25 protein-coding genes and 1 tRNA gene are annotated in these 27,000 nt (G+C 70.2%); 19 read left to right on the top strand and 7 right to left on the bottom strand.

Features of this window, described 5'->3' with window-relative positions:
• The first annotated feature begins 38 nt into the window (after positions 1 to 38).
• The 3 genes from ABR571_RS16050 (at position 39) to ABR571_RS16040 (ending at position 2,733) form a co-directional block, all read left to right on the top strand.
• Complete coding sequence (locus tag ABR571_RS16050; RefSeq protein WP_409454212.1) at positions 39 to 974, top strand: metal ABC transporter solute-binding protein, Zn/Mn family; 936 nt, start codon at positions 39 to 41, stop codon at positions 972 to 974.
• Positions 928 to 1,794, top strand: a complete 867-nt coding sequence (locus tag ABR571_RS16045; protein ID WP_409454211.1) for a metal ABC transporter ATP-binding protein — start codon at positions 928 to 930, stop codon at positions 1,792 to 1,794. The genes ABR571_RS16050 and ABR571_RS16045 overlap by 47 nt, the downstream gene beginning before the upstream one ends.
• A 66-nt stretch (positions 1,795 to 1,860) precedes the next feature.
• Positions 1,861 to 2,733 (top strand): metal ABC transporter permease, encoded by an 873-nt coding sequence (locus tag ABR571_RS16040; protein ID WP_409454210.1) that lies wholly within the window; start codon positions 1,861 to 1,863, stop codon positions 2,731 to 2,733.
• Here ABR571_RS16040 and ABR571_RS16035 read toward each other — a convergent pair.
• Both ABR571_RS16035 and ABR571_RS16030 read right to left on the bottom strand, forming a co-directional pair.
• Entirely contained in the window at positions 2,710 to 3,591 is an 882-nt protein-coding gene (locus tag ABR571_RS16035; protein ID WP_409454209.1) for an N-acetylmuramic acid 6-phosphate etherase, read from the bottom strand. The two genes, ABR571_RS16040 and ABR571_RS16035, sit on opposite strands and share 24 nt — an antisense overlap.
• Positions 3,592 to 3,595: 4 nt before the next feature.
• Positions 3,596 to 4,600, bottom strand: coding sequence for an SIS domain-containing protein (locus tag ABR571_RS16030; protein WP_409454208.1), 1,005 nt, complete (start codon positions 4,598 to 4,600; stop codon positions 3,596 to 3,598).
• 156 nt (positions 4,601 to 4,756) lie between these two features.
• On the opposite strand from ABR571_RS16030, the gene nagA reads away from it, so the two are divergent.
• The 7 genes from nagA to ABR571_RS15995 all read left to right on the top strand — a co-directional run bounded on the left by nagA (position 4,757) and on the right by ABR571_RS15995 (position 11,034).
• Positions 4,757 to 5,962: an N-acetylglucosamine-6-phosphate deacetylase gene (nagA, locus tag ABR571_RS16025; protein WP_409454246.1), complete on the top strand. Its 1,206-nt coding sequence runs from the start codon at positions 4,757 to 4,759 to the stop codon at positions 5,960 to 5,962.
• A gap of 65 nt (positions 5,963 to 6,027) precedes the next feature.
• Positions 6,028 to 7,275 carry an extracellular solute-binding protein gene (locus ABR571_RS16020; protein WP_409454207.1) on the top strand — a complete coding sequence of 416 codons (1,248 nt, stop codon included), beginning with the start codon at positions 6,028 to 6,030 and terminating at the stop codon, positions 7,273 to 7,275.
• Between the two features lie 5 nt (positions 7,276 to 7,280).
• The gene (locus ABR571_RS16015) at positions 7,281 to 8,195 is read left to right on the top strand and encodes a carbohydrate ABC transporter permease (protein WP_409454206.1); all 915 of its coding nucleotides are present in this window, start codon (positions 7,281 to 7,283) and stop codon (positions 8,193 to 8,195) included.
• Complete coding sequence (locus tag ABR571_RS16010) at positions 8,195 to 9,085, top strand: carbohydrate ABC transporter permease (protein WP_409454205.1); 891 nt, start codon at positions 8,195 to 8,197, stop codon at positions 9,083 to 9,085. Before ABR571_RS16015 ends, ABR571_RS16010 begins: the two co-directional genes overlap by 1 nt.
• 10 nt (positions 9,086 to 9,095) lie before the next feature.
• Positions 9,096 to 9,986: an SIS domain-containing protein gene (locus tag ABR571_RS16005; RefSeq protein WP_409454204.1), complete on the top strand. Its 891-nt coding sequence runs from the start codon at positions 9,096 to 9,098 to the stop codon at positions 9,984 to 9,986.
• A 3-nt stretch (positions 9,987 to 9,989) separates the two neighbouring features.
• Entirely contained in the window at positions 9,990 to 10,910 is a 921-nt protein-coding gene (locus ABR571_RS16000; RefSeq protein ID WP_409454203.1) for an ROK family protein, read from the top strand.
• Between the two features lie 50 nt (positions 10,911 to 10,960).
• Positions 10,961 to 11,034 (top strand) — tRNA-Pro (locus ABR571_RS15995).
• A gap of 46 nt (positions 11,035 to 11,080) precedes the next feature.
• On the opposite strand, the gene ABR571_RS15990 is transcribed toward ABR571_RS15995, so the two are convergent.
• Both ABR571_RS15990 and ABR571_RS15985 read right to left on the bottom strand, forming a co-directional pair.
• On the bottom strand, positions 11,081 to 11,788 hold the full coding sequence (locus ABR571_RS15990) for a hypothetical protein (protein WP_409454202.1): 708 nt from the start codon (positions 11,786 to 11,788) through the stop codon (positions 11,081 to 11,083).
• Positions 11,785 to 12,282, bottom strand: a complete 498-nt coding sequence (locus ABR571_RS15985; protein WP_409454201.1) for a sigma-70 family RNA polymerase sigma factor — start codon at positions 12,280 to 12,282, stop codon at positions 11,785 to 11,787. Before ABR571_RS15985 ends, ABR571_RS15990 begins: the two co-directional genes overlap by 4 nt.
• 186 nt (positions 12,283 to 12,468) lie before the next feature.
• Between ABR571_RS15985 and tig the strand changes: the two genes are divergently transcribed.
• The 4 genes from tig to clpX all read left to right on the top strand — a co-directional run bounded on the left by tig (position 12,469) and on the right by clpX (position 16,711).
• Positions 12,469 to 13,857: a trigger factor gene (gene tig / locus ABR571_RS15980; RefSeq protein ID WP_409454200.1), complete on the top strand. Its 1,389-nt coding sequence runs from the start codon at positions 12,469 to 12,471 to the stop codon at positions 13,855 to 13,857.
• Between the two features lie 151 nt (positions 13,858 to 14,008).
• Positions 14,009 to 14,608, top strand: coding sequence for an ATP-dependent Clp protease proteolytic subunit (locus tag ABR571_RS15975; protein WP_409454245.1), 600 nt, complete (start codon positions 14,009 to 14,011; stop codon positions 14,606 to 14,608).
• Positions 14,609 to 14,631: 23 nt separating this feature from the next.
• Positions 14,632 to 15,258 (top strand): ATP-dependent Clp protease proteolytic subunit, encoded by a 627-nt coding sequence (locus ABR571_RS15970; RefSeq protein WP_409454199.1) that lies wholly within the window; start codon positions 14,632 to 14,634, stop codon positions 15,256 to 15,258.
• Between the two features lie 166 nt (positions 15,259 to 15,424).
• Positions 15,425 to 16,711 (top strand): ATP-dependent Clp protease ATP-binding subunit ClpX, encoded by a 1,287-nt coding sequence (gene clpX / locus ABR571_RS15965; RefSeq protein ID WP_409454198.1) that lies wholly within the window; start codon positions 15,425 to 15,427, stop codon positions 16,709 to 16,711.
• A 78-nt stretch (positions 16,712 to 16,789) separates the two neighbouring features.
• On the opposite strand, the gene ABR571_RS15960 is transcribed toward clpX, so the two are convergent.
• Together ABR571_RS15960 and ABR571_RS15955 are read right to left on the bottom strand one after the other, a co-directional pair.
• The gene (locus ABR571_RS15960) at positions 16,790 to 17,689 is read right to left on the bottom strand and encodes an endonuclease domain-containing protein (protein WP_409454197.1); all 900 of its coding nucleotides are present in this window, start codon (positions 17,687 to 17,689) and stop codon (positions 16,790 to 16,792) included.
• Positions 17,690 to 17,841: 152 nt separating this feature from the next.
• A complete protein-coding gene (locus ABR571_RS15955) occupies positions 17,842 to 19,050 on the bottom strand; it encodes an MFS transporter (RefSeq protein WP_409454196.1) in 1,209 nt (402 codons plus the stop codon).
• Positions 19,051 to 19,109: 59 nt separating this feature from the next.
• Between ABR571_RS15955 and ABR571_RS15950 the strand changes: the two genes are divergently transcribed.
• Both ABR571_RS15950 and ABR571_RS15945 read left to right on the top strand, forming a co-directional pair.
• Complete coding sequence (locus ABR571_RS15950) at positions 19,110 to 19,724, top strand: ArsR/SmtB family transcription factor (protein ID WP_409454195.1); 615 nt, start codon at positions 19,110 to 19,112, stop codon at positions 19,722 to 19,724.
• A gap of 10 nt (positions 19,725 to 19,734) precedes the next feature.
• Positions 19,735 to 21,672: a M3 family metallopeptidase gene (locus ABR571_RS15945; RefSeq protein ID WP_409454194.1), complete on the top strand. Its 1,938-nt coding sequence runs from the start codon at positions 19,735 to 19,737 to the stop codon at positions 21,670 to 21,672.
• A gap of 33 nt (positions 21,673 to 21,705) precedes the next feature.
• On the opposite strand, the gene ABR571_RS15940 is transcribed toward ABR571_RS15945, so the two are convergent.
• A complete protein-coding gene (locus ABR571_RS15940; protein ID WP_409454193.1) occupies positions 21,706 to 22,509 on the bottom strand; it encodes a GNAT family N-acetyltransferase in 804 nt (267 codons plus the stop codon).
• 74 nt (positions 22,510 to 22,583) lie between these two features.
• Here ABR571_RS15940 and ABR571_RS15935 point away from each other — a divergent pair, with 74 nt between their 5' ends.
• The 3 genes from ABR571_RS15935 to ABR571_RS15925 form a co-directional block, all read left to right on the top strand.
• Complete coding sequence (locus ABR571_RS15935; protein WP_409454192.1) at positions 22,584 to 25,175, top strand: valine--tRNA ligase; 2,592 nt, start codon at positions 22,584 to 22,586, stop codon at positions 25,173 to 25,175.
• Between the two features lie 73 nt (positions 25,176 to 25,248).
• Positions 25,249 to 26,607, top strand: coding sequence for a bifunctional folylpolyglutamate synthase/dihydrofolate synthase (locus tag ABR571_RS15930; RefSeq protein WP_409454191.1), 1,359 nt, complete (start codon positions 25,249 to 25,251; stop codon positions 26,605 to 26,607).
• The coding region (locus tag ABR571_RS15925) for a DUF4233 domain-containing protein (protein WP_409454190.1) at positions 26,604 to 27,000 on the top strand (397 nt) is incomplete at its 3' end. The genes ABR571_RS15930 and ABR571_RS15925, both read left to right, overlap by 4 nt.

Below are 27,000 nucleotides of genomic sequence, written 5' to 3'. Positions count from 1 at the left end.
GTATTGAACATGGTTATCAAGTTCGTCAGGGGAGACACGTGCTCTTGTCGGGTCGTCGACGCCGCTGCGGGGCCGCGCTGGCCGCCGCCGTCCTCGCGGTGTCCCCAGGAGCATGTGACGCCTCGTCGCGAGCGGAGGGCCGTGCAGTGGTGGCCGTCGTCGCGTCCACCGACGTCTACGGCGACGTCGTCACCCAGCTCGCGGGCCGGCTGGCGGGCAACCGGGTCGCCATCACGTCGGTCATCGACGACCCGGCGGCCGACCCTCACTCCTACGAGGCGAACACCCGCACCGAGCTCGCCATATCGCACGCCGACCTGCTGATCGAGAACGGCGGCGGTTACGACGACTTCATGCGCACCATGGCGCGGTCGGCCCACAGCGGCGCCGTGCTGATCGACGTCGTCGGGCTCTCCGGGCGGCGCGCGCCGGCCGGAGGCGACCTGAACGAGCACGTCTGGTTCGAGTTGCCGACCGTGGGCAAGCTCGTCGATCGTGTCGTCGCCGTGCTGAGCACGAAGGACCCCACCGACGCGCCGGCGTTCCAGGCCAACGCGGACCTCTTCAGGACGAAACTCGCGGCCCTCCAGCGAAGCGAGGCGGCACTGAAGGCCGCCCACGGCGGCGCCGGCGTGGCGGTCACCGAGGCGGTTCCGCTGTATCTCCTGCAGGCCTGCGGTCTCGTCGACCGGACGCCCCCCGAGTTCAGCCGGGCGGTCGAGGACGAGACGGACGTCTCGCCCCGCGTGCTGCGCCGCACCCTCGCGTTGTTCAGCAAGCATCAGGTGAAGCTGCTGGTCTACAACGAGCAGACGGCCGGTCCGATCACCGCGAAGGTGCTGGCCGCCGCGAGGGCGGCGGCCATCCCGATCGTGCCGGTGACCGAGACGCTGCCAGAGCACTCCGACTACCTCAGCGAGATCGGCGATGTCCTCCACGCCGTTCGTTCCGCTCTCAGCGACGGCGCCAGGTGAGCTCGTGACCGACTCCGTACTGCGCCTGACCGACGCGGCCCTGGCCTATGGCAGCCGCACGCTGTGGTCGGGCCTGGACCTGGACATCGCCGCGGGTGAGTTCGTCGCCGTGCTCGGCGCGAACGGGTCGGGCAAGACCAGCCTGATCCGGGTCATCCTGGGGCTCCAGCCGCTGACCGCCGGCCGGCTGGAGGTCTCCGGCCGGCCGCCACGGCGGGGTAGCGACGACATCGGGTACGTGCCGCAGCAGCGCCGCGCCGACCCGCTGACGCCGCTGCGCGCGCGTGACGTGGTCGGCCAAGGATTGGACGGTCACCGGTGGGGGATCGGGCTGCCCTCGAAGGCGCGGCGGCGTCGGGTGCTGGCCGCGCTCCAGTCCGTCGGCGCCGAGGCGTACGCGGACATGCCGATCGGGCTACTGTCCGGCGGCGAGCAACAGCGGGTGCGGATCGCCCAGGCGCTCGTTGCCGATCCACCACTGCTGCTGTGCGACGAGCCGCTGCTGTCGCTGGATCTGCCGAGCCAGCGCACTGTCACAGCACTCGTCGATCGCCGCCGGCGCGAACGCGACACGGCCGTCCTGTTCGTGACCCACGAGGTCAATCCGGTGCTGCCGTATGTCGACCGGGTGCTCTACCTCGCCGGCGGCCGGTTCCGCATCGGGACGGTCGACGAGGTGCTCAACTCGGCGACGCTCAGCGAGCTGTTCGGCGCCCCGATCGAGGTGGTCCGCTCCCACGGCCGGATCCTCGTCGCCGGCATCCCTGAGGCGGGCGACCACGACCATCACGATCACTCCGACGACGTGGTGGTGGTCTGACGATGAGCGACGCTTGCGGAGCGATCAGAGGCATCGCGTCTTCGCATGGCCGAACGGAGTGAGGTCATGAGCGACGACCCGGGGTTCTGGCAGCGGATCTTCGACTTCCGCGACTACGGAGAGCTGCTGGCCCTGGTCCACAATTCGCTGATCGCCGGGGCGGTGCTCGGCGTCGTGGGCGGGCTCATCAGCGCCTTCGTGATGATGCGGGATATGCCGTTCGCGGTTCACGGCATCAGCGAGCTGTCCTTCGCCGGCGCCTCCGGTTTCCTTCTGCTCGGGCAGAGCGTGGTCGTCGGCTCACTGACGGGGTCGATCGGGGCCGCCCTGCTGATCGGCGCGCTGGGCACGCGGGCCCGTGACCGCAATTCCATCATCGGCGTGCTCATGCCGTTCGGCCTCGGGCTCGGCGTGCTGTTCCTGTCTCTGTACAAGGGCCGGGCGAACAACAAGTTCGGCCTGCTCACTGGGCAGATCGCCGCCGTGGACACGCCACACCTGGCCGTGCTCAGCGCGGTGTCGATCATCGTCGTCACCGGTCTGCTCATCGTGTGGCGTCCGCTGACCTTCGCCAGCACCGATCCCGAACTCGCGGCGGCGCGCGGCGTCCCGGTTCGGCTGCTGTCGCCCGTCTTCATGTTGCTGCTCGGCCTCACCGTCGCCATGTCGGTGCAGATCGTCGGTGCGCTGCTGGTGCTGAGCATCGTCGTGACGCCGGCCGCCGCAGCGATGCGGGTCACCTCGTCACCCACGCTCGTACCGCTGTTGAGCGTCGCCTTCGCCGTTGTCGCGATGGTCGGCGGCACGCTGCTGGAACTGGGCAGCTACGTCCCGATCAGCCCGTACGTCACGACGATCTCGTTCGTGATCTACCTCGTCTGCCGCATCGTAGGGGCGCTGCGGGCACCGCCTACGTCAGCGCTCGGAGCCGTTGCGTAATGCGTGGCGCAGGGACGGTGCGGTAGCGGCCGCCGCCTTCGCGATCTCCGGCGACAGGTCGTGGACGAGATGCAGTACGGCGGCCCGCGCGTCGTCGTCGCAGGCCGCCAGCGCCGCGGCCGCGTCGGCGGGCGACCGGCCGGCGATCTCGGCCACGATGCCCATGGCCCGCTCGCGCAGCTTGGCGTTCCCCGCGACCACGTCGATCATCAGGTCGCCGTGGACCCGGCCGGCCCGGGCCATCGCGGCCGTGGTCAGCGTGTTCAGGGCAACCTTCTGTGCGGTGCCCGCCGTCAGCCGCGTCGAACCGCGCAGGACCTCGTCGCCGACCGTCACCTGGACGGCCGCGGTGGCCAGCCGGCCAAGCGGCGTCGCCGCCGCGGTGACGATCGCGATGACTGTCGCGCCCGCGGCGAGTGCCTCGGTGGCGGCCGCCACGGTGTACGGGGTGCGACCACTGGCGGCTACTGCGACGAGCACGTCACGTGTCGTCAGGCCGAGGGCGCGAACGCCGGCCGCACCGCCGTCGGCGTCGTCCTCTGCCGCGTCGTTGATCGGCGCGGCCTCGATGGGGGCGGTGCCGCCACCTGCGACGAGGGCCAGGCAGCGTTCCTCGGCCACCCCGAACGTCCCGGGAAGCTCAGCCGCCTCGGCGGCCGCCAGCCGGCCCGAGGTGCCCGCACCGCTGAACACGATCCGGCCGCCGGAGGAGATGGTGTCGGCCAACAGCTCCGCCGCGCGGCTGAGCGCCGGAGCCGCCCGGCGCAGCGCCGGCGCGACTCGGGCCTCGGCGTCGAGCAGCAGGTCGACGACCTCTGCGGTGGGTAACCGGTCGAGTTCCGGACGATCGCCACTCACGTCATCACCACGTCTCGGTCACCTTGCTGAGCCCGCGGGGCCTGTCGGGGTCGCCGCCCCGGTCGAGTGCGAGCCGCCAGGCCAGCTGCTGCAGCGGGAGGATCTCCAGCACCGGCGCGAGGCTCTCGTGCACCCCGTCGAGCACGACCGGCAGTCCGTCCGGCGGCCCCACGCGCAGAACGTCGACCTGTGCCGCGGCGAGCCGGTCGAGCACCGGTGTCAGCGCAGCCGCGCCGCGACCCGTCGTGGTCACGGCGATCACCGGCACCTCGGGGCCCAGCATGGCCAGCGGCCCGTGCAGCAGGTCGGCGCCGGAGAAGGCCTGGGCCGCGAGATAGGAGGTCTCCATCAGTTTCAAGGCGCCTTCACGCGCGGTGGGGTAGGAGAAGCCGCGGGCCGTCGTGACGAGCCGATCCACGAGCAGGAACCGCCCAGCGGCGGCAACGGCCGCATCACCGTGCGCGAGCGTGCGGGCGGCGGCCTCGGGCACCCCGGCCGCGTCGCCGCCAACGAGCAGGAGATACAGCGCGAGCAGCTCCGCGGTGTAGGTCTTCGTCGCGGCGACGGCGCGTTCCGGCCCGGCGTGCACGTGGACGTGATGCTCGGCCGCGGCCGCCAGGGCAGAGGCCGGGTTGTTCGTGACCGCCACGGTGAGCGCACCGCATCCGCGCGCGACCTCCATCGACTCGACGAGGTCGGGCGAGCCGCCGGACTGGCTGATCGCGACGAACAGGACGCCGGTCATGTCCGGTCGCGATCCGTAGACGGTGAACGAGGATGCCGAGGCCAGGCCGGCGGGCAGGTTGAGTTCGACCTCGGCGAGGTATTTCGCGTAGAGCGCGGCGTGATCACTCGTACCCCGCGCGGCAAGCAGCACGAACCGTGGCCGATATTTCTCGATGGCGCTGCGAGCGCGGGCGGCGTCAACCCGGCCGTCGCGTAACACTCGGCCCAGGGCCTCGGGCTGCTCCGCGATCTCCGCCGCCATCAGTGCGCCGGGCGTCGTCATGGTGCTCCCTTGCTCATGTGGCGGCCGGCCGGCTGCGGTGAATGGGACTAGACCACTCGCCATCGTGCATGCTTCACTATGGCCGGTCAATGGTGTAGACAAATCTTGCCCCACGACCCACTCCGACTACGGACCAGGAGACCGCCGGTGCCGACCATGCTGCTGCAAGGCGGTCGGGTCGTCCGTGCGGGGCGGGTCGTCGAGGACGGTTGGGTGCTGGTCGCCGGTGCGACGATCGCCGACGTCGGCGCGGGGCCGCCGCCGGCCCGAGTCGACACCGTCGTCGAACTGCGCGGTCGCTGGCTGTTGCCGGGCTTCGTCGACATGCACATGCACGGAGGCGGCGGATCGGACGTCACGTCCTCGCCGGCGGCCATGGCCGCCGCGGTCGAGTTCCACCGCTCCCACGGCACGACGCGCACGCTCGTCTCCCTCGTGACGGCTCCGCTCGCCGACCTCGAGCGGCAGCTGGAGTGGGTCGCCGCACTCGTCGACGGTGGCGTCGGGACCGTGGTCGGCTCGCACCTCGAGGGGCCGTTCCTGTCCCAGGTCCGGTGCGGCGCGCAGAACCCACGGCATCTGCGCACTCCGGACCGGGCCGACTTCCGCCGGCTGGTCGATGCCGCCCGCGGCACGCTGCGCTCGATCACAGTCGCACCGGAGCTTCCTGGCGCCCTCGACGTCATCCGCGACGCGGTCGTTGCCGGGGCCATCGCAGCCATCGGGCACACCGACGCCACGCACGCCCAGGCGATGCAGGCGATCGAGTCCGGCGCGACGGTCGCGACGCATCTTTTCAACGGCATGCGGCCGATTCACCACCGCGAGCCGGGCCCCGCCGGCGCTGCCCTCGCGTCCGGGCTGGCCTGCGAGGTCATCAACGACGGCATCCATGTCCACCCCGCGATCACCACGCTGGTCAATGAGCAGCCCGGCCGGCTGATCCTGGTCACCGACGCCATCGACGCGGCCGGGATGGGCGACGGGGAAGTGGAGCTCGGGGGCCAGCAGGTCGAGGTGCGCAACGGCGAGGCGCGCCTGATGCACACCGGCAGCCTGGCCGGCAGCACCCTCACCATGGACGCCGCCGTGCGTCGCGCGGTCCGGCACAGCGGGCTGTCCATCGCGGACGCGTCCGCGGCGGCGTCGGGAACCCCCGCCCGGTTGCTCGGCCGGGGGACGGAGTTCGGTGCCGTCGAGTCCGGCTTGGCGGCAGATCTGGTCGTCCTCGATGCCGAGCTGGCTGTGGCCGGTGTCCTGGCCTCGGGGCGCTGGGTCGGCGCCCCGCCCCAGCCCTCGACCAATGGTCGAGATGTGACCGAGTTGGTACAGACGAATCCGGCCAGTGGTCTAGACCATTGACGAACTCTGCAGTACCGTCCCCCGAAACGCAGCAACATGCTGACATCGAGCGAAAGAGGTCGAAGATGGATCGACGCTGGGCCGTCGTCGCGGTGGTCACCGCCACGACCGCACTGAGTCTCGCCGCATGCGGCAGTTCCGGCGGCGGGGCCGGAGGTAGCACCAACACACTCAGTCTGGTCGCGGCCGACTACGGAACCGGGCCGGCCAACAGCAGCCAGAAGTACTGGCAGGGGATCGCCGACGACTTCCACAAGGCGAACTCGAAGATCACCGTGAAGGTCAAGACGGTCAACTGGAACGACTTCGACAACCAGATCCAGACAGCGGTGCAGAACCACCAGCAGCCCGACATCACCGAAGGTGACTACTTCGCGAACTACGCGCAGGAGGGCCTGCTCTACAAGGCCAGTGACGTGCTGACGAAGACGGACAATCTGGTGCCGGTGTTTGCGAACCTCGGCAGCTACAAGGGCACCCAGTACGGCATCCCGTTCACCACGAGTTCGCGCACCCTCTTCTACAACAAGAAGCTCTTCACGCAGGCCGGGATCAGCTCGGCCCCGCAGACCTGGAACGATGTCAAGGCCGACGCGGTGAAGATCAAGGCTCTCGGCAAGATCGGGTTCGGGCTGCCACTCGGCTCCGAAGAGGCCCAGGCCGAGACGCTGCTATGGACGCTGGGCAACGGCGGTGGGTTCACCGACAAGTCCGGTGCCTACACGATCGACAGCCCGCAGAACGTCGAGACCTTCAACTTCCTGAAGGACCTCGTCAAATCCGGGGCGACCGAGCCCAACCCGGGCACGAAGAACCGCACCGACCTCTGGAAGCAGTTCGCGCAGGGCGGCATCGGCATGATCAACGGTTCGCCGGCGCTCATCCCGATCATCGAGTCCGGCAAGGTGCTCGGCGCCTCCGACTGGACCTCGGTGCCGATCGCCGGCAAGACCGGCCCGCTGAGCAGCACCCTGGGCGTTTGTGACTTCACCGCCGCGTTCAAGAACGGCGGCACCAAGAAGCAGGCAGCGATCAAGGCGTTCCTCGATTTCGCCTACCAGGACAAGTACCAGGTCCAGTTCGACAAGGAGTACTCGCTGCTGCCGGCGACGACCTCGGCGCTGAACGCGCTCAGCTCGAACACTACGTTCGCGCCGTTCTTGAAGGCGCTGCCCCACGCGGTGCAGTATCCGAGTGACACCGGCTGGGCCGCGGTGAAGACGCAGATCCAGCAGACGATCGGCACGGCGGTGAACGGCGATCCGAAGAAGGTGCTCAGCACGATCCAGGCGACCGCCAAGAAGGGCAGCTGAACGAGATGACCCAGATTCCGGCGCGGTCGCCACACCGGCGGCTGCGCCGGAGGCTGGAACCGCTTCTCTGGATCGGCCCGGCCGTCGCGCTGATCTCGGTGGTGGTCCTCTGGCCCGTCGTCGTGATGTTCCGGACGTCGATCCAGCACATCAGCCCGGACGGGTTCGTCCTGGGCACGCGGGGAACCGGGAACTTCAAGGACCTGTTCGACGAGCCCGACCTGTCGGGCGTGCTGACCCGGACGGTGATCTGGGTCGTCGCCGTCGTCACGGTGACGATGGTGCTGTCGCTGTTCATGGCCCAGCTGTTCAACGAACGGTTCCCCGGCCGCCGGGTCGCGCGGTGGGCCCTCATCGCACCGTGGGCCGCGTCGGTGATGATGACCTCGCTCGTGTTCCGGTGGGCGCTCGACGCGAACAGCGGCGTCATCAACGTGTTCCTGCATGACATCGGCGTGCTGCACTCGTTCAACTCCAACCAGGCCGACTGGCTCGGCCGGCCCACGTCCGCCTTCGTGTGGATGATGGTCGTCGCCGTCTTCGTGTCGGTGCCGTTCTCGACCTATGCACTGTTGGCTGGTCTGCAGGCAATCCCCGAAGAGGTCTACGAGGCCGCCAAGGTCGATGGAGCCTCGCGCTGGCGGGCGTACTTCAGCATCACCCTGCCGATGTTGCGTCCCTCGTTGATCGTGGCCGCGCTCATCAACGTCATCAATGTGTTCAACTCGTTCCCGATCATCTGGGAGATGACGAGAGGCGGTCCGGGCCACCAGACCAGCACCACGACGACGTTCATGTTCCAGCTGAAGCAGAGCTTCATCGGCGAGTCGGCGGCGATGTCGGTGATCAACTTCGGGCTGGTCATTGTCCTGGTGCTCCTGTTCCTGCGTGCCACCCGGTGGCGGGAGCAGGTGAACTGATGTCGGTCCTCGTCGCCGAACCACTCACCGGCCAACCGACGCCCGACCGCCCGGCGGTCCGGCGGCGGAGCAGGCTGACGCCGCGGCGGATGTTGCTGGCGCTGGTCGCCTACGTCATCGCGTTGATCTTCATCCTGCCGTACGTCGAGATGGTCATCTCGGCGCTGCGCCCGCCCGCGGAGCTGCTCGACCGCGGCTACCTGCCCAAACACTTCGACTGGTCGAACTTCACGTCGATCTGGAAGACGAGCTTCGGCGACAACCTCGGCGCCAGCCTGAAGGTGGCCGGCGGATCGACGGCGATCGTGCTCGTCGTCGCGCTGCCCGCCGCCTACTACAGCGCGCGGCGGAAGTTCCGTGGCCGTGCGCTGTTCCTGTTGCTCGTACTGGCGACGCAGATGTTCCAGCCGGCGGCCATGCTGGTCGGCATCCAGCGAGAGTTCACCAGCTTCAACATCGCCAACCCGCTCACGTCGCTGATGCTCGTGAACGCCGGGTTCAACATGGCGTTCGCGGTGTGGATCCTGAACGCGTACTTCTCGTCGATCCCGGCCGAACTCGAGGAAGCGGCGATGGTCGACGGCACGAGCCGGGTCGGCGCGCTGTTCCGCATCACCCTGCCGCTGGCCATGCCGGGCATCGTCACCGCGCTCATCTTCACGTTCATCGGCGCCTGGAACGAACTGCTGGTGGCGCTGACCTTCACACAGGGCCAGCCGAACGCGCGTCAGCCGGTGACGGTCAACCTGAACAACTACATCGGCCAGTACTCGATCGACTGGGGGCACGTGTTCGCCGGATCGGTGGTCGCCACGGTGCCCGTCATCGCGCTGTTCGCCATGATCGAGGGCAAGGTGGTCGGCGGCCTCACCGCCGGCTCGGTCAAGTAGCGAGGAGCCGATGTCCTTCGTCGCCGCCGAGATCGCCACTCAACCCGACCTCTGGGTGCGAGCGACGACCCTGGCCGCCGAGCCGGCCGTGGCCGCTGCGCTGCCGGGCCGGGGCGCGCGCGTGGCGGTGGTGGGGTGCGGCACGTCGCTGTACATGGCCCGCGCCTGGGCCGCGCGGCGTGAGGAACTCGGGTACGGCGAGACCGATGCCTTCCCGGCGTCGGAGTTCCCGGCCGCGCGCCGCTACGACCGCGTCGTGGCCCTGACCCGTTCGGGCACGACGACCGAGATCGTCCGCCTCGTGTCGGCGCTGCGCGGCGTCACGCCGACGACCGTCATCACGGCCGACGCGTCGCTGCCCGCGGGTGCGGCCGCCGATAGCGTGGTCGAGCTGGCCTTCGCCGACGAGAAGTCGGTCGTCCAGACGCGCTTTGCGACGACCGCGCTCGCGCTCCTGCGGTCGGCGGTGGGCGACCCGCTCGACCGGGCGGTCGCCGATGTCCGGGCCGAACTCGCGCGCCCCGTGCCGGCCGGGTACCGCGACAGGCGGCAGTTCACCTTCCTGGGCACGGGCTGGACGGTCGGCCTGGCCGAGGAGGCCGGGCTCAAGCTGCGCGAGTCGGCGCAGGCGTGGGCCGAGGCGTACCCGGCGATGGAGTACCGGCACGGGCCGATCAGCGTCGCCGATGAGCACGCCCTCGTCTGGGTCTTCGGCGCGGCGCCGGAGGGACTGCGGGCCGAGATCGAACAGACCGCGGCCACGGTGATCACCTCGGCCGCTGACCCGATGGCCGAGCTCGTCGGTGCTCAGCGGCTCGCGGTGGAACTCGCCGAACGCCGCGGCCTCGACCCCGACGCGCCGCGCAACCTCACCCGTTCGATCGTGCTGACAGACTCCTGATCCGTGCCGGGTTCCGCAGTCGTCGCCGTCGATGTGGGCGGGACGTCCATCAAGGCGGCTGTGCTCGACGACCGCGGAACGACGGTGCGCCGGCACGACGCGCCGACTCCGGCGGCCGAGGGGCCGGACGCGGTGGTGGCCGCGGTGCGGCAGGCCGTCCGTGACCTGACCGGTCCCGACGTCCAGGCCGTGGGCGTCGTCGTCCCCGGGGTCGTCGATGTCGCCGTCGGGGTCGCGCGCTATTCGGCGAACCTCGGGTGGCGCGACGTCCCCTTGGGCGCGCTACTCGCCGCCGACCTGGGCGTTCCGGTCGCGATCGAGCACGACGTGCGCGCCGCCGGTCATGCCGAGCGGGTGCTCGGCCGCGCCCGTGGCGTCGCCGACTGCCTGATCGTCGTCCTCGGCACCGGGATCGCCGGCGTCGTGGTCAGCGGCGGACAGCACCTGCGCGGGGCGACCGACCTGGCTGGCGAGATCGGGCATGTTCCGGTCTACCCGGACGGCGACCCGTGCGCCTGTGGTCAGCGCGGGTGCACGGAGACCTACGCGTCGGCTGCGGCCATCGCCCGCCGGTACTTCGACCGCACCGGCCGGCGCCTGACGGCCGAGCAGGTCGCCGCCGCACGCTCGACCGACGTGGCCGCCGCGCAGGTGTGGGACGAGGCCGTCACCGCACTCGGCCTGGCGCTCGCCGGCTACGCGATGCTGCTCGACCCGTCGCTGGTCGTACTGGCCGGCGGCCTCTCGGCGGCCGGGACCGCTCTGCGCGATCCGGTCCGGGCGGCGTTGGCGGCGCGGCTGGTGTGGCGTCCGGCGCCCGTCGTCGAGCTCTCGCCGCTGGCCGGCCGGGCCGGTCAGTACGGCGCGGCGCTGTTTGCCTGGCGGGCGGCCGGCCACGAGCTGGGCGACGACTGGACCGTCTGACCGGCTCCGGGGGTGTGCGCTCGCGCCGCGGGATAGGGTGGCACCGCGCCCGGGGTGTGGCGCAGCTTGGTAGCGCACTCGCTTTGGGAGCGAGGGGCCGTGGGTTCGAATCCCGCCACCCCGACACTGTGTTTTTCGCGACCACTCGACGGGATCAGCCGGTCAGCCGGTCAGGTGTGCAGGCTGGCGACCGGCGACGACGTCCCTGGGGCACCCGTGGCCGGTGCACTAGTGGTCGCCAGCGGAAGCTTGTCGGCGAAGCTGAGCACGTAGCCGTCGGCCGACAGGCGCAGCAGCCGGGGTTGTACGTCCACGCTCACCGGCTGCCCGCTCGATTGTCCCGACCGGCCGTAGGTGATCGCCGTCATCGCATCGACCGCGGTCAGCACGGCCGGGTCGGAACCGGCGTAGCCGGACCCGGTCGTACCGATCGGCGTGACGACGAGGTCGCCCGCGTCGGTGACGGTGTACCGGGCATCGGTGAAACTGGTGCCCACGCCGGCACCAAGCCTCGTGTGGTCGCGTTCGAAGTCGACGCCGGCACCCACTCGCGCCGGGATCGCGACCGTCGATCCGTCCGGCTTGCGGACGGAGTCCAAGCGCCACCCCGTCCCGGCGAGTGACGCGACGGCGGCCGGCCCCGACCCGCCGGCCGACGTCCGGCCGGAATGGGGACCCGCGGCGATGACGGCGACCACGCCGGCCACCGCGAGGACGCAGACAGCGATCGCAGCCGGCGCCAACCACGTCAGCCCGCGGCGAGCCGGCCGACCGGGGACAACCCTCGGCCCGTCGGCGAACCGCAAACCTGCGAGGGTCACCTCGTCAGCCTGCAGTCGCAGCGCGTCGCGCAGGCGGGCCTCGAGCTCAACGGTCATGGCGAGGGCCTTTCGATGAGAGCAGGAAGGGAAGCGAGTGCCCGGCGCAGCGAGGTGGTGACCGCGCCGGCCCGGATGCCGAGCACCGCCGCCGCCTCAGCGACGGACAGGTCGGCGTAGAAGCGCAGGACGACGACTTCGCGTTGCCGCCGGGGCAGGGCGGCTACGGCCGCCAGCACCGCGCGCGCCTCCTCGGAGCGGAGCAACTCGGCGTCGGCCGGATCCGCGGCGCCGGCCGGGTCGACCGGCCGGTGCGCGTACGCCCGGACCGTCCGTCGCCGCCGCAGCACCGACCGGGAGCGGTTGACCACGCCCCTGCGCAGATAGCGCACCGGATCGTCGGGCAGCCGCTTGTCCGCCAGCGCGGCGAACACGTCCTGCACGACGTCCTCGGCCGTCTCGACGTCGTCCACGAGCTGGCGAGCCAGCCGGACGAGTTCCAGATAGTGGCGGGCGTACAGGGCGGCCGGTCCGGGCTGCATCTCGGTCGGCACGGCGGTCACACCACTACAGACGCGCGGCCGCCGTCAATCCAACTTCGCCGACTGCAGGCCGAGCCGCCCGGCTCTATAGACTGGGCCGCAACTGGGCTCCCACCATCCGGGAGCGCGGGGCCGCGGGTTCGAACTCGCGCCACCCCACCGACCGCCGTCCCGCACATCGCCGAGGAGCACACGCACGTGAAGAGCACCGTCGAGAACCTGAGCCCGACCCGCGTTCGGCTCGCCGTCGAGGTGCCCTTCGACGACCTGAAGGCCAATCTGGACGCCGCCTACAAGGCGATCGCCTCCCAGGTCCGCGTACCGGGCTTCCGGCCCGGCAAGGTCCCCACCCGGATCATCGACCAGCGCGTCGGGCGCGGCACCGTGCTGCAGGAGGCGGTCAACGAGGCGCTGCCCGGCCTCTACGGCGAGGCGGCCCGCGAGCACGAGTTGCAGCCGCTGGGCCAGCCCGAGATCGACATCACCAACCTCGACGACTCGGCCGACGGTTCCCTTTCGTTCACCGCCGAGGTGGACGTCCGTCCGCAGATCGACCTGCCCGACCTCGACGGCATCGCGGTGACCGTCGACGACACCGAGGTCAGTGACGCCGAGGTCGACGAGCAGCTGGCCGAGCTACGCGACCGCTTCGGCACCCTGAAGGGCGTCGAGCGTCCCGCCGAGGAAGGCGACTACGTTTCGATCGATCTTGTCTCCTCCATCGACGGTGAAGAGGTCGACGGCGGCTCGGCGAAGGGGCTGTCCTACGTCGTCGGTTCCGACGACTTGGTCGACGGTCTGGACGAGGCTGTCACCGGCAAGAGCGCGGGCGAGACGGCGACGCTGACCACGACACTGCGGCAGGGCGAGCACGCGGGGCGCGAGGCCGAGGTCACCGTCACGCTCAAGTCGGTGAAGGCCAAGGAGCTACCCGAGATCGACGAGGAGTTCGCGCAGCTCGCCAGCGAATTCGACACCGTCGACGAGCTGCGGGCCGACCTGCGCACCCGGCTCGGCCGGGTGAAGACGCTCGAGCAGGGCGCGCAGGCGCGGGACAAGCTGCTCGAGCACCTGATCGAGACGGTCGAGTTCCCGCTGCCGGAATCGGCGATCAAGTCCGAGGTCGAGTACCGCGAGCACGACATCGTCCACTCCCTCGGCCACGACGACGCCCTCTTCGACCGCTACCTCGAGTCGCAGGGCAAGTCGCGCGAGGAGTTCGACTCCGAACTGCGCGACAGCGCGGAGAAGTCCGTGCGCGTCCAGTTCATCCTCGACGCGATCGCGGAGAAGACCGAAGTACAGATCGGCGACGCCGAACTCACCCAGTACCTCGTCCAGCAGGCCGCCCGTTACGAGATGGCGCCCCAGGAGTTCGCGAACCAGGTCGTCCAATCGGGCAATCTGCCCATGCTCGTCGCCGACATCCGGCGAAACAAGGCGTTGGCCCAGGTGCTGGAATCAGCCACCATCACGGACGCTTCGGGCAATCCGGTGGATCTGAACGCGCTGTCCGGCGACCCTGTGGACATGCTCACCGCGTTGGGCGCAGACCCGGACGAGGACGACGAGGCCGGCGAGGACTAGCCGGCCGCGTCACGCCCTGAGCGAACGCAGGCCCTTCGCGGGACTCCGCGGCGCGATCCCTTCGTTAGGGTCGACGACAGCAACGAACGACCGAGGAGAAAATGTGAGCCGCTTCGATCCACAGCCGCTGCGCGTCACGCAGGACGCGGAGATGCGCAGCCCGGGCGTTGGCATGACGCTGAACGACTCCGTCTACGACCGGTTGCTCCGCGAACGGATCATCTTCCTCGGCCAGGCCGTCGACGACACCATCGCCAACCAGATCTGCGCGCAGTTGCTGCTGCTGTCGGCCGAGGACCCCGAGCGTGACATCGCGCTGTACATCAACTCGCCGGGTGGTTCGGTGACCGCCGGCATGGCGATCTTCGATACGATGACCTTCGTCGACTGCGACATCGCCACCTACGCCATGGGCCTGGCCGCGTCCATGGGGCAGTTCCTGCTCTCAGCCGGCACGAAGGGCAAGCGTTACGCCTTGCCGCACGCCCGCATCCTGATGCATCAGCCGTCGGCCGGCATCGGCGGCACCGCGTCCGACATCGCCATCCAGGCCGAGCAGTTCAAGCTCACCAAGATCGAGATGGCCAAGCTCATCTCCGAGCACACCGGCCAGCCGGTGGAGCAGATTCAGGCCGACTCCGAGCGTGACCGCTGGTTCACCGCCCAGCAGGCGCTCGAATACGGCTTCGTCGACCACGTCGTCAGCCGGGTGGCCCAGGTGCCAAACGGTTCCGGCCCGGCCCCGGCCTGATCCCCGGCCTGAGAGGTACCAACATGAGCATGTTCGAACTGCCGCAGTCGCGCTACGTGCTGCCGTCCTTCGTCGAGCGGACGAACTACGGCATCAAGGAGTCGAACCCGTACAACAAGCTGTTCGAGGAACGGATCATCTTCCTCGGCGCGCCCATCGACGACGTCGTCGCCAATGACGTCATGGCGCAACTCATCGTGCTGGAGTCGACCGACCCCGACCGCGACATCCAGATCTACATCAACAGCCCGGGTGGTTCTTTCACCGCACTGACGGCCATCTACGACACGCTGCAGTACGTGCGTCCGGAGATCCAGACGATCTGCATGGGCCAGGCCGCCTCGGCCGCGGCCGTGCTGCTGGCCGCCGGCACCAAGGGCAAGCGGTTCGCCCTGCAGAACGCCCGGATCCTGATCCACCAGCCCTCCGGCGAGGGTCAAGGACAGGTCACCGACCTCGAGATCCAGGCCAACGAGATCCTGCGGATGCGGGCCCTCCTGGAGGACGTCCTGGCCAAGCACACCGGGCAGACGGTCGAGAAGGTGCGCGCCGACATCGAGCGCGACACCATCCTCACCGCCGAGCAGGCCAAGGAGTACGGGATGGTCGACGAGGTCATCACCTCGCGCAAGCTCGTTCCGGAGCCGTAAACACCGCGACCCGCCGGAACCGTCCGCCGCGCTATACAGCGGACTTCCGGCGGTTTTGCGGGTAGCGTGCGAGATCTGGCGGTGTGCTCCGTGCCGCCGTCCACCCCCACGAACCCCCACAAGTCCAGTACCACCCGGACCCGATCTGCATGAGGGAGTGTCGCCAGTGGCTCCACGCGTCGGCGAGACCGGCGACCTGCTCAAGTGCTCGTTCTGTGGCAAGAGCCAGAAGCAGGTCAAGAAGCTGATCGCCGGTCCCGGCGTGTACATCTGCGACGAGTGCATCGACCTCTGCAACGAGATCATCGAGGAGGAGCTGGCCGAGACCAGCGACTTCAGCTTCGAGGAACTGCCGAAGCCCAACGAGATCTACGAGTTCCTCAACGGGTACGTGGTGGGGCAGGACCAGGCGAAGAAGACCCTCGCGGTCGCCGTCTACAACCACTACAAGCGCGTGCAGGCCGGGGGCGAGGCCAAGCCGCGCAACGCCGACTCGGTCGTCGAGCTGGCCAAGTCCAACATCTTGCTGCTGGGCCCGACCGGTTCGGGCAAGACGCTGCTGGCCCAGACCCTGGCCCGGATGCTCAACGTCCCGTTCGCCATCGCCGACGCCACTGCGCTGACCGAGGCCGGCTACGTGGGCGAGGATGTCGAGAACATCCTGCTCAAGCTGATCCAGGCCGCCGATTACGACGTCAAGCGGGCCGAGACCGGCATCATCTACATCGACGAGGTCGACAAGATCGCCCGCAAGGCCGAGAACCCGTCGATCACCCGTGACGTCTCCGGCGAGGGCGTGCAGCAGGCCCTGCTGAAGATCCTCGAGGGCACCGCCGCCTCGGTGCCGCCGCAGGGTGGCCGCAAGCACCCGCACCAGGAATTCATCCAGATCGACACCACGAACGTGCTCTTCATCGTGGGCGGCGCCTTCGCCGGGCTGGACACGATCATCGAGTCGCGTGTGGGCAAGAAGGGTCTCGGTTTCGGCGCCGAGCTGCACACGAAGTTCGACAAGGACACCAAGGACGTCTTCGGCGACGTCATGCCCGAGGACCTCATCAAGTTCGGGCTGATCCCCGAGTTCATCGGCCGGCTGCCGGTCATCACGTCGGTGCGCCCGCTGGACCGCGATGCCCTCGTGCAGATCCTGACGGAGCCCAAGAACGCGCTCGTGCGCCAGTACGGCAAGCTCTTCGAGCTGGACAACGTCGAGCTCGAGTTCACCGACGACGCGCTCGAGGCGATCGCCGACCAGGCCGTCCTGCGGGGCACCGGGGCCCGCGGCCTCCGCGCGATCATGGAAGAAGTGTTGCTTTCGGTGATGTACGAGGTGCCGTCCCGCGAGGACGTCGCGCGCGTTGTCATCACCCGCGAAACCGTGATGGATCACGTGTACCCGACCCTGGTGCCGCGCGAGCCGGCCAAGCGCGAGCGCCGCGAGAAGTCCGCGTAGCTTCAACCTCGTGTGTGGCGACCCAGCGGGTCGACACGCCGTGCGTTCACCCGCTGCGTCGCCACACTGGGTGGACGGTCAGCGGTTCCGCCGCGCGGCGAGCGTGGTGAGCGTGTCGCGGCGGCAGCCGGCGACGTCGTGGTGCAGTCGCTCGTACGAGAACCGCAGCGTGAGCCAGCCGATCGACGCGAGCGCGGCGTCGCGGCGCATGTCGCGCTCTCGCTGGTCCCGGCCGGAGTGGTACCGGTACCCGTCGAGCTCGACGGCCACTCGCTCGTCGTCGTAAGCCAGGTCGAGGCGGAAGGTGCGACCGCGCACCTGCACGATCTTCTGTCGCTGCCCGTGGCGCAGCCCCGGCGCGTCGAAGACGTGCAGGAACCCCCACAGCTCCAGCTCGCTCTCGCAGCCTGAGTCGAGCGCATCGATGAGCCGGCCGAGCTGGGCCCGGCCCGGCATGCCGACGGTGTGTGACGCGGCGCCGCGAAGGTCGGCCGGGGTCACCAGTTTCCGCCGGACAGCCTCGATAGCGGGCGCCCGGCGGGTTGATGACGGCAACAGGGGCCACGACCGGACGACGGCCACGGCGGGGGCGACGATGCGCAGCCCGTCCAGCAGCCGCACCGGCGTGGGCACCCGCGTGCGGTGGACGACCAGACCCGGCGTCCGGCCGATGGGGTGCCGCTCGAACGGCACGGTCACATGCACCGGAAGGGCGTCGGGTACCGGCAGATCCCAGCGCCGGAGCGCGCTGAGGTGGCTGAGGGCCACAGGCGGTCCGACGCTGACGAGCCCAGCCCGATCAAGCGTCGATTGCACCTCGGCGTCCCAAGGACGGCAGTAAGCCCGCGGGAACGGCGCGATCAGGTGACGCCGAGCGATCTCGTCGTCGAGCTGGTTGCGGGTCTGTACGGTCAGCAACGCCGCCCGCGACGCCACCCCGCCACAAGCGGCGAGCAGGCGGTCCACCTCCGAGCGCATGGCGGCAGCGTCGCCGCGAATCGGCCGCGACGGGCGGCTGGGCGCGGTGCTGTGGATGGGAAGCGCCTTTTCCACATCGTGTGTGGCGACGTTGCGGGCTCGCCACCGGCGTGTCGTCCCGCTGCGTCGCCACACACAGGCGCCGCGGAGGGTCAGGCAGGCACGGGGGAGGCCGGGTCCGGGGCGACGGTGGCGACCGCGCGGCGGATCAGGGCGGGCCCGAGCAGCAGCGGCGCGGCCAACCCGAACGCTCCCGCACCGATGAAGACCTCGCGCGGCGTGAAGGCCCCGGTGACCGCCCCGCCGATCGCGAAGGCCAGGATCTGGGTCCCGGACGCCACCCCGCCCACCAGCGCGCCGACCCGCCCACGTTCGTCGGGAGCGGTCCGCGCCATTGCCAGCGACGACAGCGTCACGCTGAACACGCCGTTGGTGGCGCCGAGCAGCACGACCCCCGGCAACAACCACCAGATCGTCGGCGCGCAGCCGGCGACCGCGATCGAAAGCGCCAGGCCGGCGGCCGACCAGACGAAGCCGCGGGCCAGTCCGGCGACCCCGCGGATGCGGCCGCCGAACAGGGCACCGACCAGCATGCCGGAGGACAGGGCGGCACCGGCGATCCCGTACATCGTCGTGCTCGCGTGCAACGTCTCGCGGACGAGGAACACCTCGACCACGTTCACCATCGAGCCGAGCAGCACGAACAGGCCCAGCAGCATGACCAGGGGGCGCAGCACGGCATCGGCCCGGACGATAGAGAGGCCGCCCCGGCGCGGCGTCCCGTCCTCGACCGGTGCCACGAACCGGCGGGTCGCGATGGCCAGCGCCGCGCCGGCCACCGCGACGTAGGCCGCCGCGTCGACCAGCAACGGAACGCCGGCGCCATAGAGCCCGACCAGCAAACCACTCAGCGCCGGCGCGACGATGCCGCCGACCGTCCGCCCCATCTGGGTGTGGCCGATGGCCCGGGTGAGGTCGTCGCCGTCGACGATCGCCGCCAACAGCGCCTGCCAGGCCGCGGCGTTCACCGCCTGCCCGACGCCCAGCGCACCCACTAGCGCGAGGACAGCCGCCGTCGGGTGGACGAACGCCACGGCGGCGCAGACGGCCGCCTGGGCGAGGCTCGACATGACCAGCAGCCGCCGGTTGTCGCAGCGGTCGACCAGCTGCCCGACGACGCCGGACAGCAGCACCAGCGGCACCGCGTTCGCGATGAGCAGGGCCGACACCGCGCCGGCCCCGCCCCCGTGCGACTGCAGGCGCAACACCAAGGCCACGATCGCCACCTCGTCGCCGAGCCACGACACCGACTTGGCGATGACGATCCAGCGAACGTCCCGGCGGACAGATGTGAAGGACATATTGCGAAAGTAATGCTTCATATTCCGGTGGTCAAGAGCCCGCCAGTAACCTGTCGACCGTGACGCCGCGCAAGAAGGAGCGACCCGAGGACCGGCCGCCGGTCCTGCTGTCCGATCCGCGGGCCATTCGCGCGCTCGCGCATCCGGCCCGCCTGGCGGTCATCGACGAGCTCTACTCCGGACGGGAGCTCACCGCGACCGAGTGTGCCGAGATCGCCGGGCTGAGTCCGAGCGCCATGAGCTACCACCTGCGCAGCCTCGAGAAGTACGGAATCGTCGAGCGGGCCGAGTCGGCCGCGGACGCTCGGGAACGGCCGTGGCGCGCCGCGGGCCGCTACCTGCAGGTCGACACCACCAGCGCAACAGTGGGCGAGATGGCCGCCTCGGCGGCGCTCAGCTCGACCGTCCTCGGCCGCACGGTCGAGCAGTTCGAGCAGTACCTGGCCCGTCGCGGTGACGAGCCCAAGGAATGGCTGGACGCGAGCGAGGCCAGCTACGGGCAGCTGTGGCTGCTCCCCGAAGAGGCGAAAGAGCTCGCCGACCTGTTCCTCGGCAGCCTCGAGAAGTACCGCGGCCGGCGCACCGGCCACCGGCCGGAAGGAGCGAGGCGCATGCGGCTCGCCGTCATGCTCTTCCCCACGGACCGACCCAAACCACCTCCGGACGCCCCGTAAGGTCGAAAGCGTGAGCGAACCTGATCCGCAGCCCCTTGTCCTTCCCGTGGACGGTTGGCCGGACTGGCTGGCCGCCCGCGTCGACGTCCTGCTGCACACCACCCGCTACCGGCTCGGCGAGCTCAAGGACGGCACCGTCCGGGACGCGGTCGAGGTGCTCGGTCTCTGGAACGCCGCGGACATCGCGCTGCGCGGCGCCGACTCGACCACCGGATTGCTCAGCGAGGTGCACCCCGAAGAGGCCGTCCGGACCCTCGCCGAGCAACGCGCGCAGGACATCGCCCGGTTGCGCACTGATCGAGGGCTCGACCGGGCGCTCTACGACGTCGTCGACAACGCCGACCCGGGCGGGCTGGACGACCAGGCCCGCCGGCTGCGCGAGCACGTCCTGCGCGACTTCCGACGCAGCGGCATCGACCGCAGTGACGAGACCCGCCCCCGGCTGCGCGAGATCTCCGAGCGCCTGACCGTCCTCGAGCAGGATTTCTCCCGCCTCATCCGCGACGACATCCGCGCGGTGAAGATCTCCCCCGAGCAGTTGGACGGGTTGCCCGCGGACTTCATCGAGGGCCACCCGCCCGACGCCGACGGGCTGGTCACGATCACCACCGACATGCCTGACTACTTGCCGTTCCGCACGTTCGCGCGCGACCCCCAGGCGCGGCGGGCACTCACCGTGCAGTTCCTCAACCGGGCCTGGCCGGACAACGACCCGGTCCTGCACGAGATGCTCGCCCTCCGCGACGAGATGGCGCGCATCCTCGGCTATCGCACCTGGCCCGACTACGACGCCGACGTGAAGATGATCGGCAGCGGCCAGGCCATCGCCGAGTTCATCGAGCGGATCGCCGACGCCGCCGAGCCGGCCGCCCGCCGCGACCGCGAGGTCCTCGTTCAGCGGCAGCGTCAGGACGAGCCGGAGGCGCCCGGCTTCGACGCCGCCGACGCCAGCTACTACATGGAGCTCGTGCGGCGCGAGCAGTTCGACCTCGACGCCCAGGAGGTCCGCCGGTACTTCGACTTCGACCGCGTGCGCAAGGGCCTGCTCGAGGTCACGAGCCGGCTGTTCGGGATCGAGTACCAGCCGGTCGACGCGCCCGTCTGGCATCCCGATGTCGCCGCCTTCGACGTGCTCGACGACGGCGAGCGGCTCGGCCGCATCTACCTCGACCTGCACCCGCGGGAGGGCAAGTACAAGCACGCCGCGCAGTTCGACCTGGTCGGCGGCATCGCCGGCGAGCTGCTGCCCGAAGGCGTCCTGGTCTGCAACTTCCCCAAGGGATTGATGGAGCACCAGCACGTGGTGACGCTCTTCCACGAGTTCGGTCACCTCGTGCACCACGTGCTCGGGGGACGCCAGCGGTTCGCCCGGTTCTCCGGTGTGGCCACCGAGTGGGATTTCGTCGAGGCGCCGTCACAGATGCTCGAGGAATGGGCGTGGGACGCCGACGTCCTCGCCACCTTCGCGCTGGACGCGGACGGCACGCCGATCCCGGCCGAGCTGGTGCGGCGGATGCGAGCCGCGAAGGAGTTCGGCAAGGGCATGTCCGTCCGGACGCAGACGTTCTACACCGCGCTGTCCTACCTGCTGCACCGCGACCGACCGGCCGACCACACCCTCGCGGTGCGCGAGCTCCAGTCCCGGTACGACTTCGTCGACCACCTGGGCGGCACGCACTTCCAGGCGGCGTTCGGGCACCTGTCCGGTTACACGTCGGCGTACTACACCTATCTCTGGAGCCTGGTGATCGCGAAGGATCTGTTCTCCGCCTTCGACCCGGCGGCCCTGTTCGAGCCCACCGTGGCCCGCCGCTACCGCGACCGGATCCTGGCCCCGGGCGGCACCAAGGACGCCGCCGCTCTCATCGAGGACTTCCTCGGCCGGCCGTTCTCCTTCGACGCGTTCGCCGCATGGCTCGACCGGGAACCAGTCGGGGCGAACGGCTGACGCGGTGCCGACCGGGCCGCGCCGCGGCCGCAGTCAGGCGAAACGCACCGACAGGCGGTCGGACACGGGCCGGAACCCGATGGCCTGATAGATCTGGTTGGACGTCCGGTTGGCCCGGTCGGCATAGAGCACCGGTACCGCCGCGTCGTCGAGGACGGTGCGGACGACCTGGGCGGTGACGGCTGAGGCGTACCCCTGCGCGCGCTCGGGCGGTGGGGTGTACACCGGGCCGATGCGGGCGACGCCGGCCGCGGTCGGTTGGCGGGCCGCCATCGACACCGGTCGCCCGGTCGGACCGGTCCAGAGCCATAGCCGCCGCTCACGTATCGCGGCCGCGACGAGGTCGCGCGGGTCGAAGCGGTCGGGGACTCCGCCGTGCGCCTCGGACCCGAACGCGGTGAGCCACTCCGCGACGAGCTCCAGCTCGCACTCGTCGGCCGGCCGCGCCGCACCGGGCACGCCCGTCGGCTCGTGCAGCGCGTCCAGTCGGTAGAGCCGCTCGTCGGTCCGGCTCGCCGGGGTGATGCTGAGCAGCCCGAGCAGCTCCTCGACCGCCGCGACCGGGCCGCCGATGCCGGCGAGGTCGGGAAGCTCGTCCAGGGCGCTGGCCAGCGCCGGCAGGTCGGTCCAGCCCGGCGTCAGCGCCACGGGGTGGGCGGCGCTGGAGCGCACGGCGAGAGCGACGTCGTCACGCGCGCACCAGCCGCCGCCCCCGGCGCCGTTGAGCAAGTAGGCGCGGACGGTCCCTAACACCGTGTTGCGGACGGGATCGGCCAGCACCAAGGGCTCGAGCAGCCGCCCGATCGCAACCGGGTCGGTGGTGATCTGCAGGGGCATGCGCCGATCGTCCCTGTCCCGTCAGCGGAGCCGCCACCGCATATCGCCCCGGGGCCCTTCCATAGAATCGCAGCGTGACCCCCACCCCGCCGCCGGACGGCAGTGCCCTGCCGAGCCAATACAGCCCGGCCGAGGTCGAGGGCACGCTCTACGAGCAGTGGGTCGAGCGCGGGTACTTCACCGCCGAACCGAGCAGCGACAAGCCCCCGTTCTCGCTGGTGATCCCGCCGCCCAACGTCACCGGCAGCCTGCACATCGGCCACGCGCTCGAGCAGTCGATGATGGACGCGCTGACCCGGCGGGCCCGCATGCGCGGCTTCGACACCCTCTGGCTGCCGGGCATGGACCACGCCAGCATCGCCGTGCAGAACCTCGTCGAGCGGCAGCTGACGGAGACCGAGGGCAAGGGCCGCTTCGACTACGCCCGCGAGGAGTTCGTCGAGAAGGCCTGGCAGTGGAAGGAGCGCCACGGCGGCCAGATTCTCGGCCAGATGCGCCGGCTCGGCGACGGCGTCGACTGGTCACGCGAACGTTTCACGATGGACGACGGCCTGTCCCGCGCCGTCCAGACGATCTTCAAACGGCTCTACGACGACGACTTGATCTACCGGGCCGAGCGGATCATCAACTGGTGCCCGCGCGACCTCACCGCGCTGTCCGACGCCGAGGTCGACCACGCCGACGAACCAGGCGAACTGGTCTCCATCCGCTACGGCGAGGGCGATGCGTCGATCGTCGTGGCCACCACCCGCGCCGAGACGATGCTCGGCGACACCGCCGTCGCCGTGCATCCCGACGACGAGCGCTACCGGCATCTGATCGGCAGCGAGGTGTCGCTGCCGCTGACCAATCGGCGGATCCCGATCGTCGCCGACGAGCACGTCGACCCCGCGTTCGGTACCGGCGCGGTGAAGGTGACCCCCGCGCACGACCCCAACGACTTCGAGATCGGCCGGCGCCACGACCTTCCGATGCCGATCATCATGGACGAGCGGGGGGTCATCACCGCGCCGGGCCCGTTCGCCGGGCTCGACCGGTTGGAGGCGCGGTACGCCATCGTCGCCGCGTTGCGCGAGGACGGCCGCGTCGTCGCCGAGACGCGCCCCTACCTGCACTCGGTCGGGCACTGCTCGCGGTGCGACACAGTGGTCGAGCCGCGGCTGTCGCTGCAGTGGTGGGTCCGGGTCGAGACACTTGCCGCCGCGGCCGGCGACGCCGTCCGCGCCGGCCGGGTCGTCATCGAGCCCGAGTCCATGCGCAGCCGCTACTTCCAGTGGGTCGACAATCTGCGCGACTGGTGCATCAGCCGTCAGCTGTGGTGGGGACACCGCATCCCGGTCTGGTACTCGCCCGACGGCGACGACATGTGCTTCGGGCCCGACGAGACGCCGCCAACCGGCTGGACGCAGGATGCCGACGTGCTCGACACCTGGTTCTCGTCGGCACTGTGGCCGTTCTCGACCTTCGGTTGGCCTGAGGACACCGAGGACCTGCGCACCTACTATCCGACCACCGTCCTCGTCACCGGCTACGACATCCTCTTCTTCTGGGTCGTGCGGATGATGCTGTTCGGCCTCTACGCGATGGACGGCGAGGTTCCTTTCAAGACGGTGGTGCTGCACGGCCTCGTCCGCGACAGCTCGGGCACGAAGATGTCGAAGTCGCGCGGCAACGTGGTCGACCCGCTGCTGTGGATCGACGCCTACGGCGCCGACGCGGTGCGGTTGTCCCTGCTGCAGGGCGCCAACCCCGGCGCCGACCAGGCGATCAACGAGGAGTGGGTGGTCGGCACCCGCAACTTCTGCACCAAGCTGTGGAACGCCACGCGCTTCGCGCTGATGTCCGGGGCGACCGTCGAGGGGGCGCTGCCCGACGCGCCGACCGGCGCCGACGCGTGGGTCCTGTCGCGGCTGCAGGCCGTGGTCACCGAGGTCGACGAGCTGTACGAGCGGTACGAGTTCGCCAAGATCGTCGACGTCCTCTACCACTTCGCGTGGGACGAGGTCTGCGACTGGTACATCGAGCTGGCCAAGCTGAGCCTCGGCGGTGAGGACGCCGCGGCGACCCGCCGCGTCCTCGGCGAGGTCCTCGACACGCTGTTGCGCTTGCTCCATCCGATGATCCCGTTCGTCACGGAGACGCTGTGGACGGCGCTGACCGGCGGCGAGTCCGTGGTGGTGGCCGCGTGGCCGCACGCGGACACCGCTCGGGCCAACGCCGACGCCGAGGCGAAGATCGCGACCCTGCAACATGTGGTCACCGAGGTCCGCCGTTTCCGTTCCGACCAGGGCGTCAAGCCGTCGCAGCGGATCCCCGCGACCGTCAGCGGCCCGGTCGACGAGGCGCAGGTCCGCGCGCTGCTCCGGTTGGACCCGCCGGGCGCGGACTTCGCGCCTACGGCGTCGCTACCGCTGTCGGTCGGGGTGCACCTCGAGTTCGACCTCTCCGGCGCGATCGACGTGGCCGCCGAACGGGCTCGCCTGATGAAGGATCGCGCGGCGGCGGAGAAGGAGTGGGCGGGCACCTCGGCGAAGCTCGGCAACGAGGCTTTCACCGGCAAGGCGCCCGAGGCGGTCATCGCCAAGGTGCGCGGCCGCCTGGCCGCCGCGGAAGCCGACCTCGCGCGTATCGACGCCGCGCTCGCCGCTCTGCCACCCGCGCCATGAGCGGAGCTTGCGGAGCGAATCAAGGGCACGAAAGTCCTTTGGTGGCCGACCCGAGCGAAGCGAGGGTAGGCCAATGAGCGAGGCCCTGCGCTACGCCGAGCAGCTGCGTCTGATCGAGGCCGAGATCTTCGAGCGTCGCGGCGAAGGTCACGTCAACCCGACCAACGAGCGGATGCAGGCGCTCGTCGACGTGCTCGGTGACCCGCAGCGCGCCTACCGCTCCATCCACCTGACCGGCACCAACGGCAAGACCAGCACGGCCCGGATGATCGATGAACTGCTGCGGGGCTTCGGCGTGCGCACCGGGCGCTACACGAGCCCGCATTTGGAGAAGGTCACCGAGCGGATCGTCATCGACGGCGAACCGATCAACGACGTCACCTTCGTCGAGGGCTATCGCGAACTGCGGCCCTACATCGACATGATCGATGCACGCTTCGACACCCCGCTCTCGTTCTTCGAGATCGTGACCGCGCTGGCGTTCTCGATCTTCGCCGATGCCCCGATCGACGTTGCTGTGGTCGAGGTCGGGCTCGGCGGATCGTGGGACAACACAAACGTGATTGACGGCGAGGTCGCGGTGATCACCCCGATCGGGCTCGATCACATGCAGTACCTGGGCGAGACGGTCGACAAGATCGCCGCCGAGAAGGCCGGAATCATCAAGCCGGGCGCGGTTGCAATCCTCGCCGCCCAGCCCAACGAGGCCGCCCCCGAACTCATCCGCCGCGCGGTCGAGGTCGAGGCGACGGTTGCCCGCGAAGGGCTCGAGTTCGGGGTGCTCGAGCGGCGGATCGCCGTCGGGGGTCAGTTCCTCACCATCCAGGGCCTGGCCGGCGTGTACGACGAGATCTTCCTGCCCTTGCACGGAGCGCACCAGGCGCAGAACGCGGCCTGCGCCCTCGCGGCGGTCGAGGCGTTCTTCGGTGCCGGCGCCGAAGGCGGGACCATCGACGTCGACACGGTGCGGGCCGCCTTCGCCACGGTGCGCTCGCCCGGACGCCTCGAGCCGATCCGGTCCGCCCCCACGATCCTGCTCGATGCCGCGCACAATCCGGCCGGCCTCAAGGCGAGCCTCGAGGCGGTCGCCGAGGCGTTCAGCTTCCGTCGCCTGATCGCGGTGGTCGCGGTGATGAGCGACAAGGACGTGGCCGGCCTGCTCGAACTGCTCGAGCCGGCGGTCGACGAACTCGTCGTCACCGAGAACTCCTCCAGCCGAGGGCTGTCGGCCGACGACCTGGCCGCCGCCGCTGTCCCGCTGTTCGGCGCCGACCGGGTCACCGTCGAACCGCGACTGGACGACGCCATCGAAGCCGCCGTACGACTGGCCGAGGACGCCGGCGACGAGGTGCTCGTCGGCGCCGGCGTGCTGGTCACCGGCTCGGTGGTCACGGTCGGGGAGGCCCGGACCCTGCTCGGCGGCCGCGGGTGACCGACCCCCTCGACGCCGACGAACCGGACGGCCCCGAGCTCGGCGAGCCCACCCCGGAGCAGTACGCCGAACGCGCCCGGCGGGCCGACAAGGCGACCCGCGGCGCGCTGGCCGGGGTGCTCGGCCTCGAGGCAGTGGTCGTCCTCCTCATCCCGCGGGCCATCGCCTTCACCACCGGGCTGGGTGCGGTCCGGACGGGTATCTGCATCGGCATCGCTGTCCTGCTGGTCGCCGGCGCCGCGACCCTGCGCCGGTCGTGGGGGATCGCCTTCGGCTCGGTGCTGCAGCTCGTGTTCGTCGCGACCGGGTTCATGATCGGGACGATGTTCCTGGTCGGCGCCCTGTTCATCGCGATCTGGTTGCGACTGCTCATGTTGCGCCATGAGATCGTCG

This window comes from Jatrophihabitans sp., assembly GCF_046262535.1.
Taxonomy (GTDB): domain Bacteria; phylum Actinomycetota; class Actinomycetes; order Mycobacteriales; family Jatrophihabitantaceae; genus Jatrophihabitans.
The sequence above is the reverse complement of the archived record's forward strand: the minus strand, read 5'-3'. Positions and strand labels throughout refer to the sequence as shown.

What these genes read in the sequence shown, in the direction of transcription:
- ABR571_RS15940 (WP_409454193.1), bottom strand. Translation starts at nt 22,509, where the DNA reads ATGCCCCTGCAGATCACCACCGACCCGGTTGCGATCGGGCGGCTGCTC.
- ABR571_RS16010 (WP_409454205.1), top strand. Translation starts at nt 8,195, where the DNA reads ATGTCGGTCCTCGTCGCCGAACCACTCACCGGCCAACCGACGCCCGAC.
- ABR571_RS16045 (WP_409454211.1), top strand. Translation starts at nt 928, where the DNA reads ATGTCCTCCACGCCGTTCGTTCCGCTCTCAGCGACGGCGCCAGGTGAG.
- ABR571_RS16030 (WP_409454208.1), bottom strand. Translation starts at nt 4,600, where the DNA reads ATGACGACGCCCGGCGCACTGATGGCGGCGGAGATCGCGGAGCAGCCC.
- ABR571_RS15930 (WP_409454191.1), top strand. Translation starts at nt 25,249, where the DNA reads ATGAGCGAGGCCCTGCGCTACGCCGAGCAGCTGCGTCTGATCGAGGCC.
- ABR571_RS16040 (WP_409454210.1), top strand. Translation starts at nt 1,861, where the DNA reads ATGAGCGACGACCCGGGGTTCTGGCAGCGGATCTTCGACTTCCGCGAC.
- ABR571_RS15975 (WP_409454245.1), top strand. Translation starts at nt 14,009, where the DNA reads ATGCGCAGCCCGGGCGTTGGCATGACGCTGAACGACTCCGTCTACGAC.
- ABR571_RS16020 (WP_409454207.1), top strand. Translation starts at nt 6,028, where the DNA reads ATGGATCGACGCTGGGCCGTCGTCGCGGTGGTCACCGCCACGACCGCA.
- ABR571_RS15970 (WP_409454199.1), top strand. Translation starts at nt 14,632, where the DNA reads ATGAGCATGTTCGAACTGCCGCAGTCGCGCTACGTGCTGCCGTCCTTC.
- ABR571_RS16015 (WP_409454206.1), top strand. Translation starts at nt 7,281, where the DNA reads ATGACCCAGATTCCGGCGCGGTCGCCACACCGGCGGCTGCGCCGGAGG.
- ABR571_RS15955 (WP_409454196.1), bottom strand. Translation starts at nt 19,050, where the DNA reads ATGTCCTTCACATCTGTCCGCCGGGACGTTCGCTGGATCGTCATCGCC.
- ABR571_RS15960 (WP_409454197.1), bottom strand. Translation starts at nt 17,689, where the DNA reads ATGCGCTCGGAGGTGGACCGCCTGCTCGCCGCTTGTGGCGGGGTGGCG.
- ABR571_RS16005 (WP_409454204.1), top strand. Translation starts at nt 9,096, where the DNA reads ATGTCCTTCGTCGCCGCCGAGATCGCCACTCAACCCGACCTCTGGGTG.
- ABR571_RS15990 (WP_409454202.1), bottom strand. Translation starts at nt 11,788, where the DNA reads ATGACCGTTGAGCTCGAGGCCCGCCTGCGCGACGCGCTGCGACTGCAG.
- nagA (WP_409454246.1), top strand. Translation starts at nt 4,757, where the DNA reads ATGCTGCTGCAAGGCGGTCGGGTCGTCCGTGCGGGGCGGGTCGTCGAG.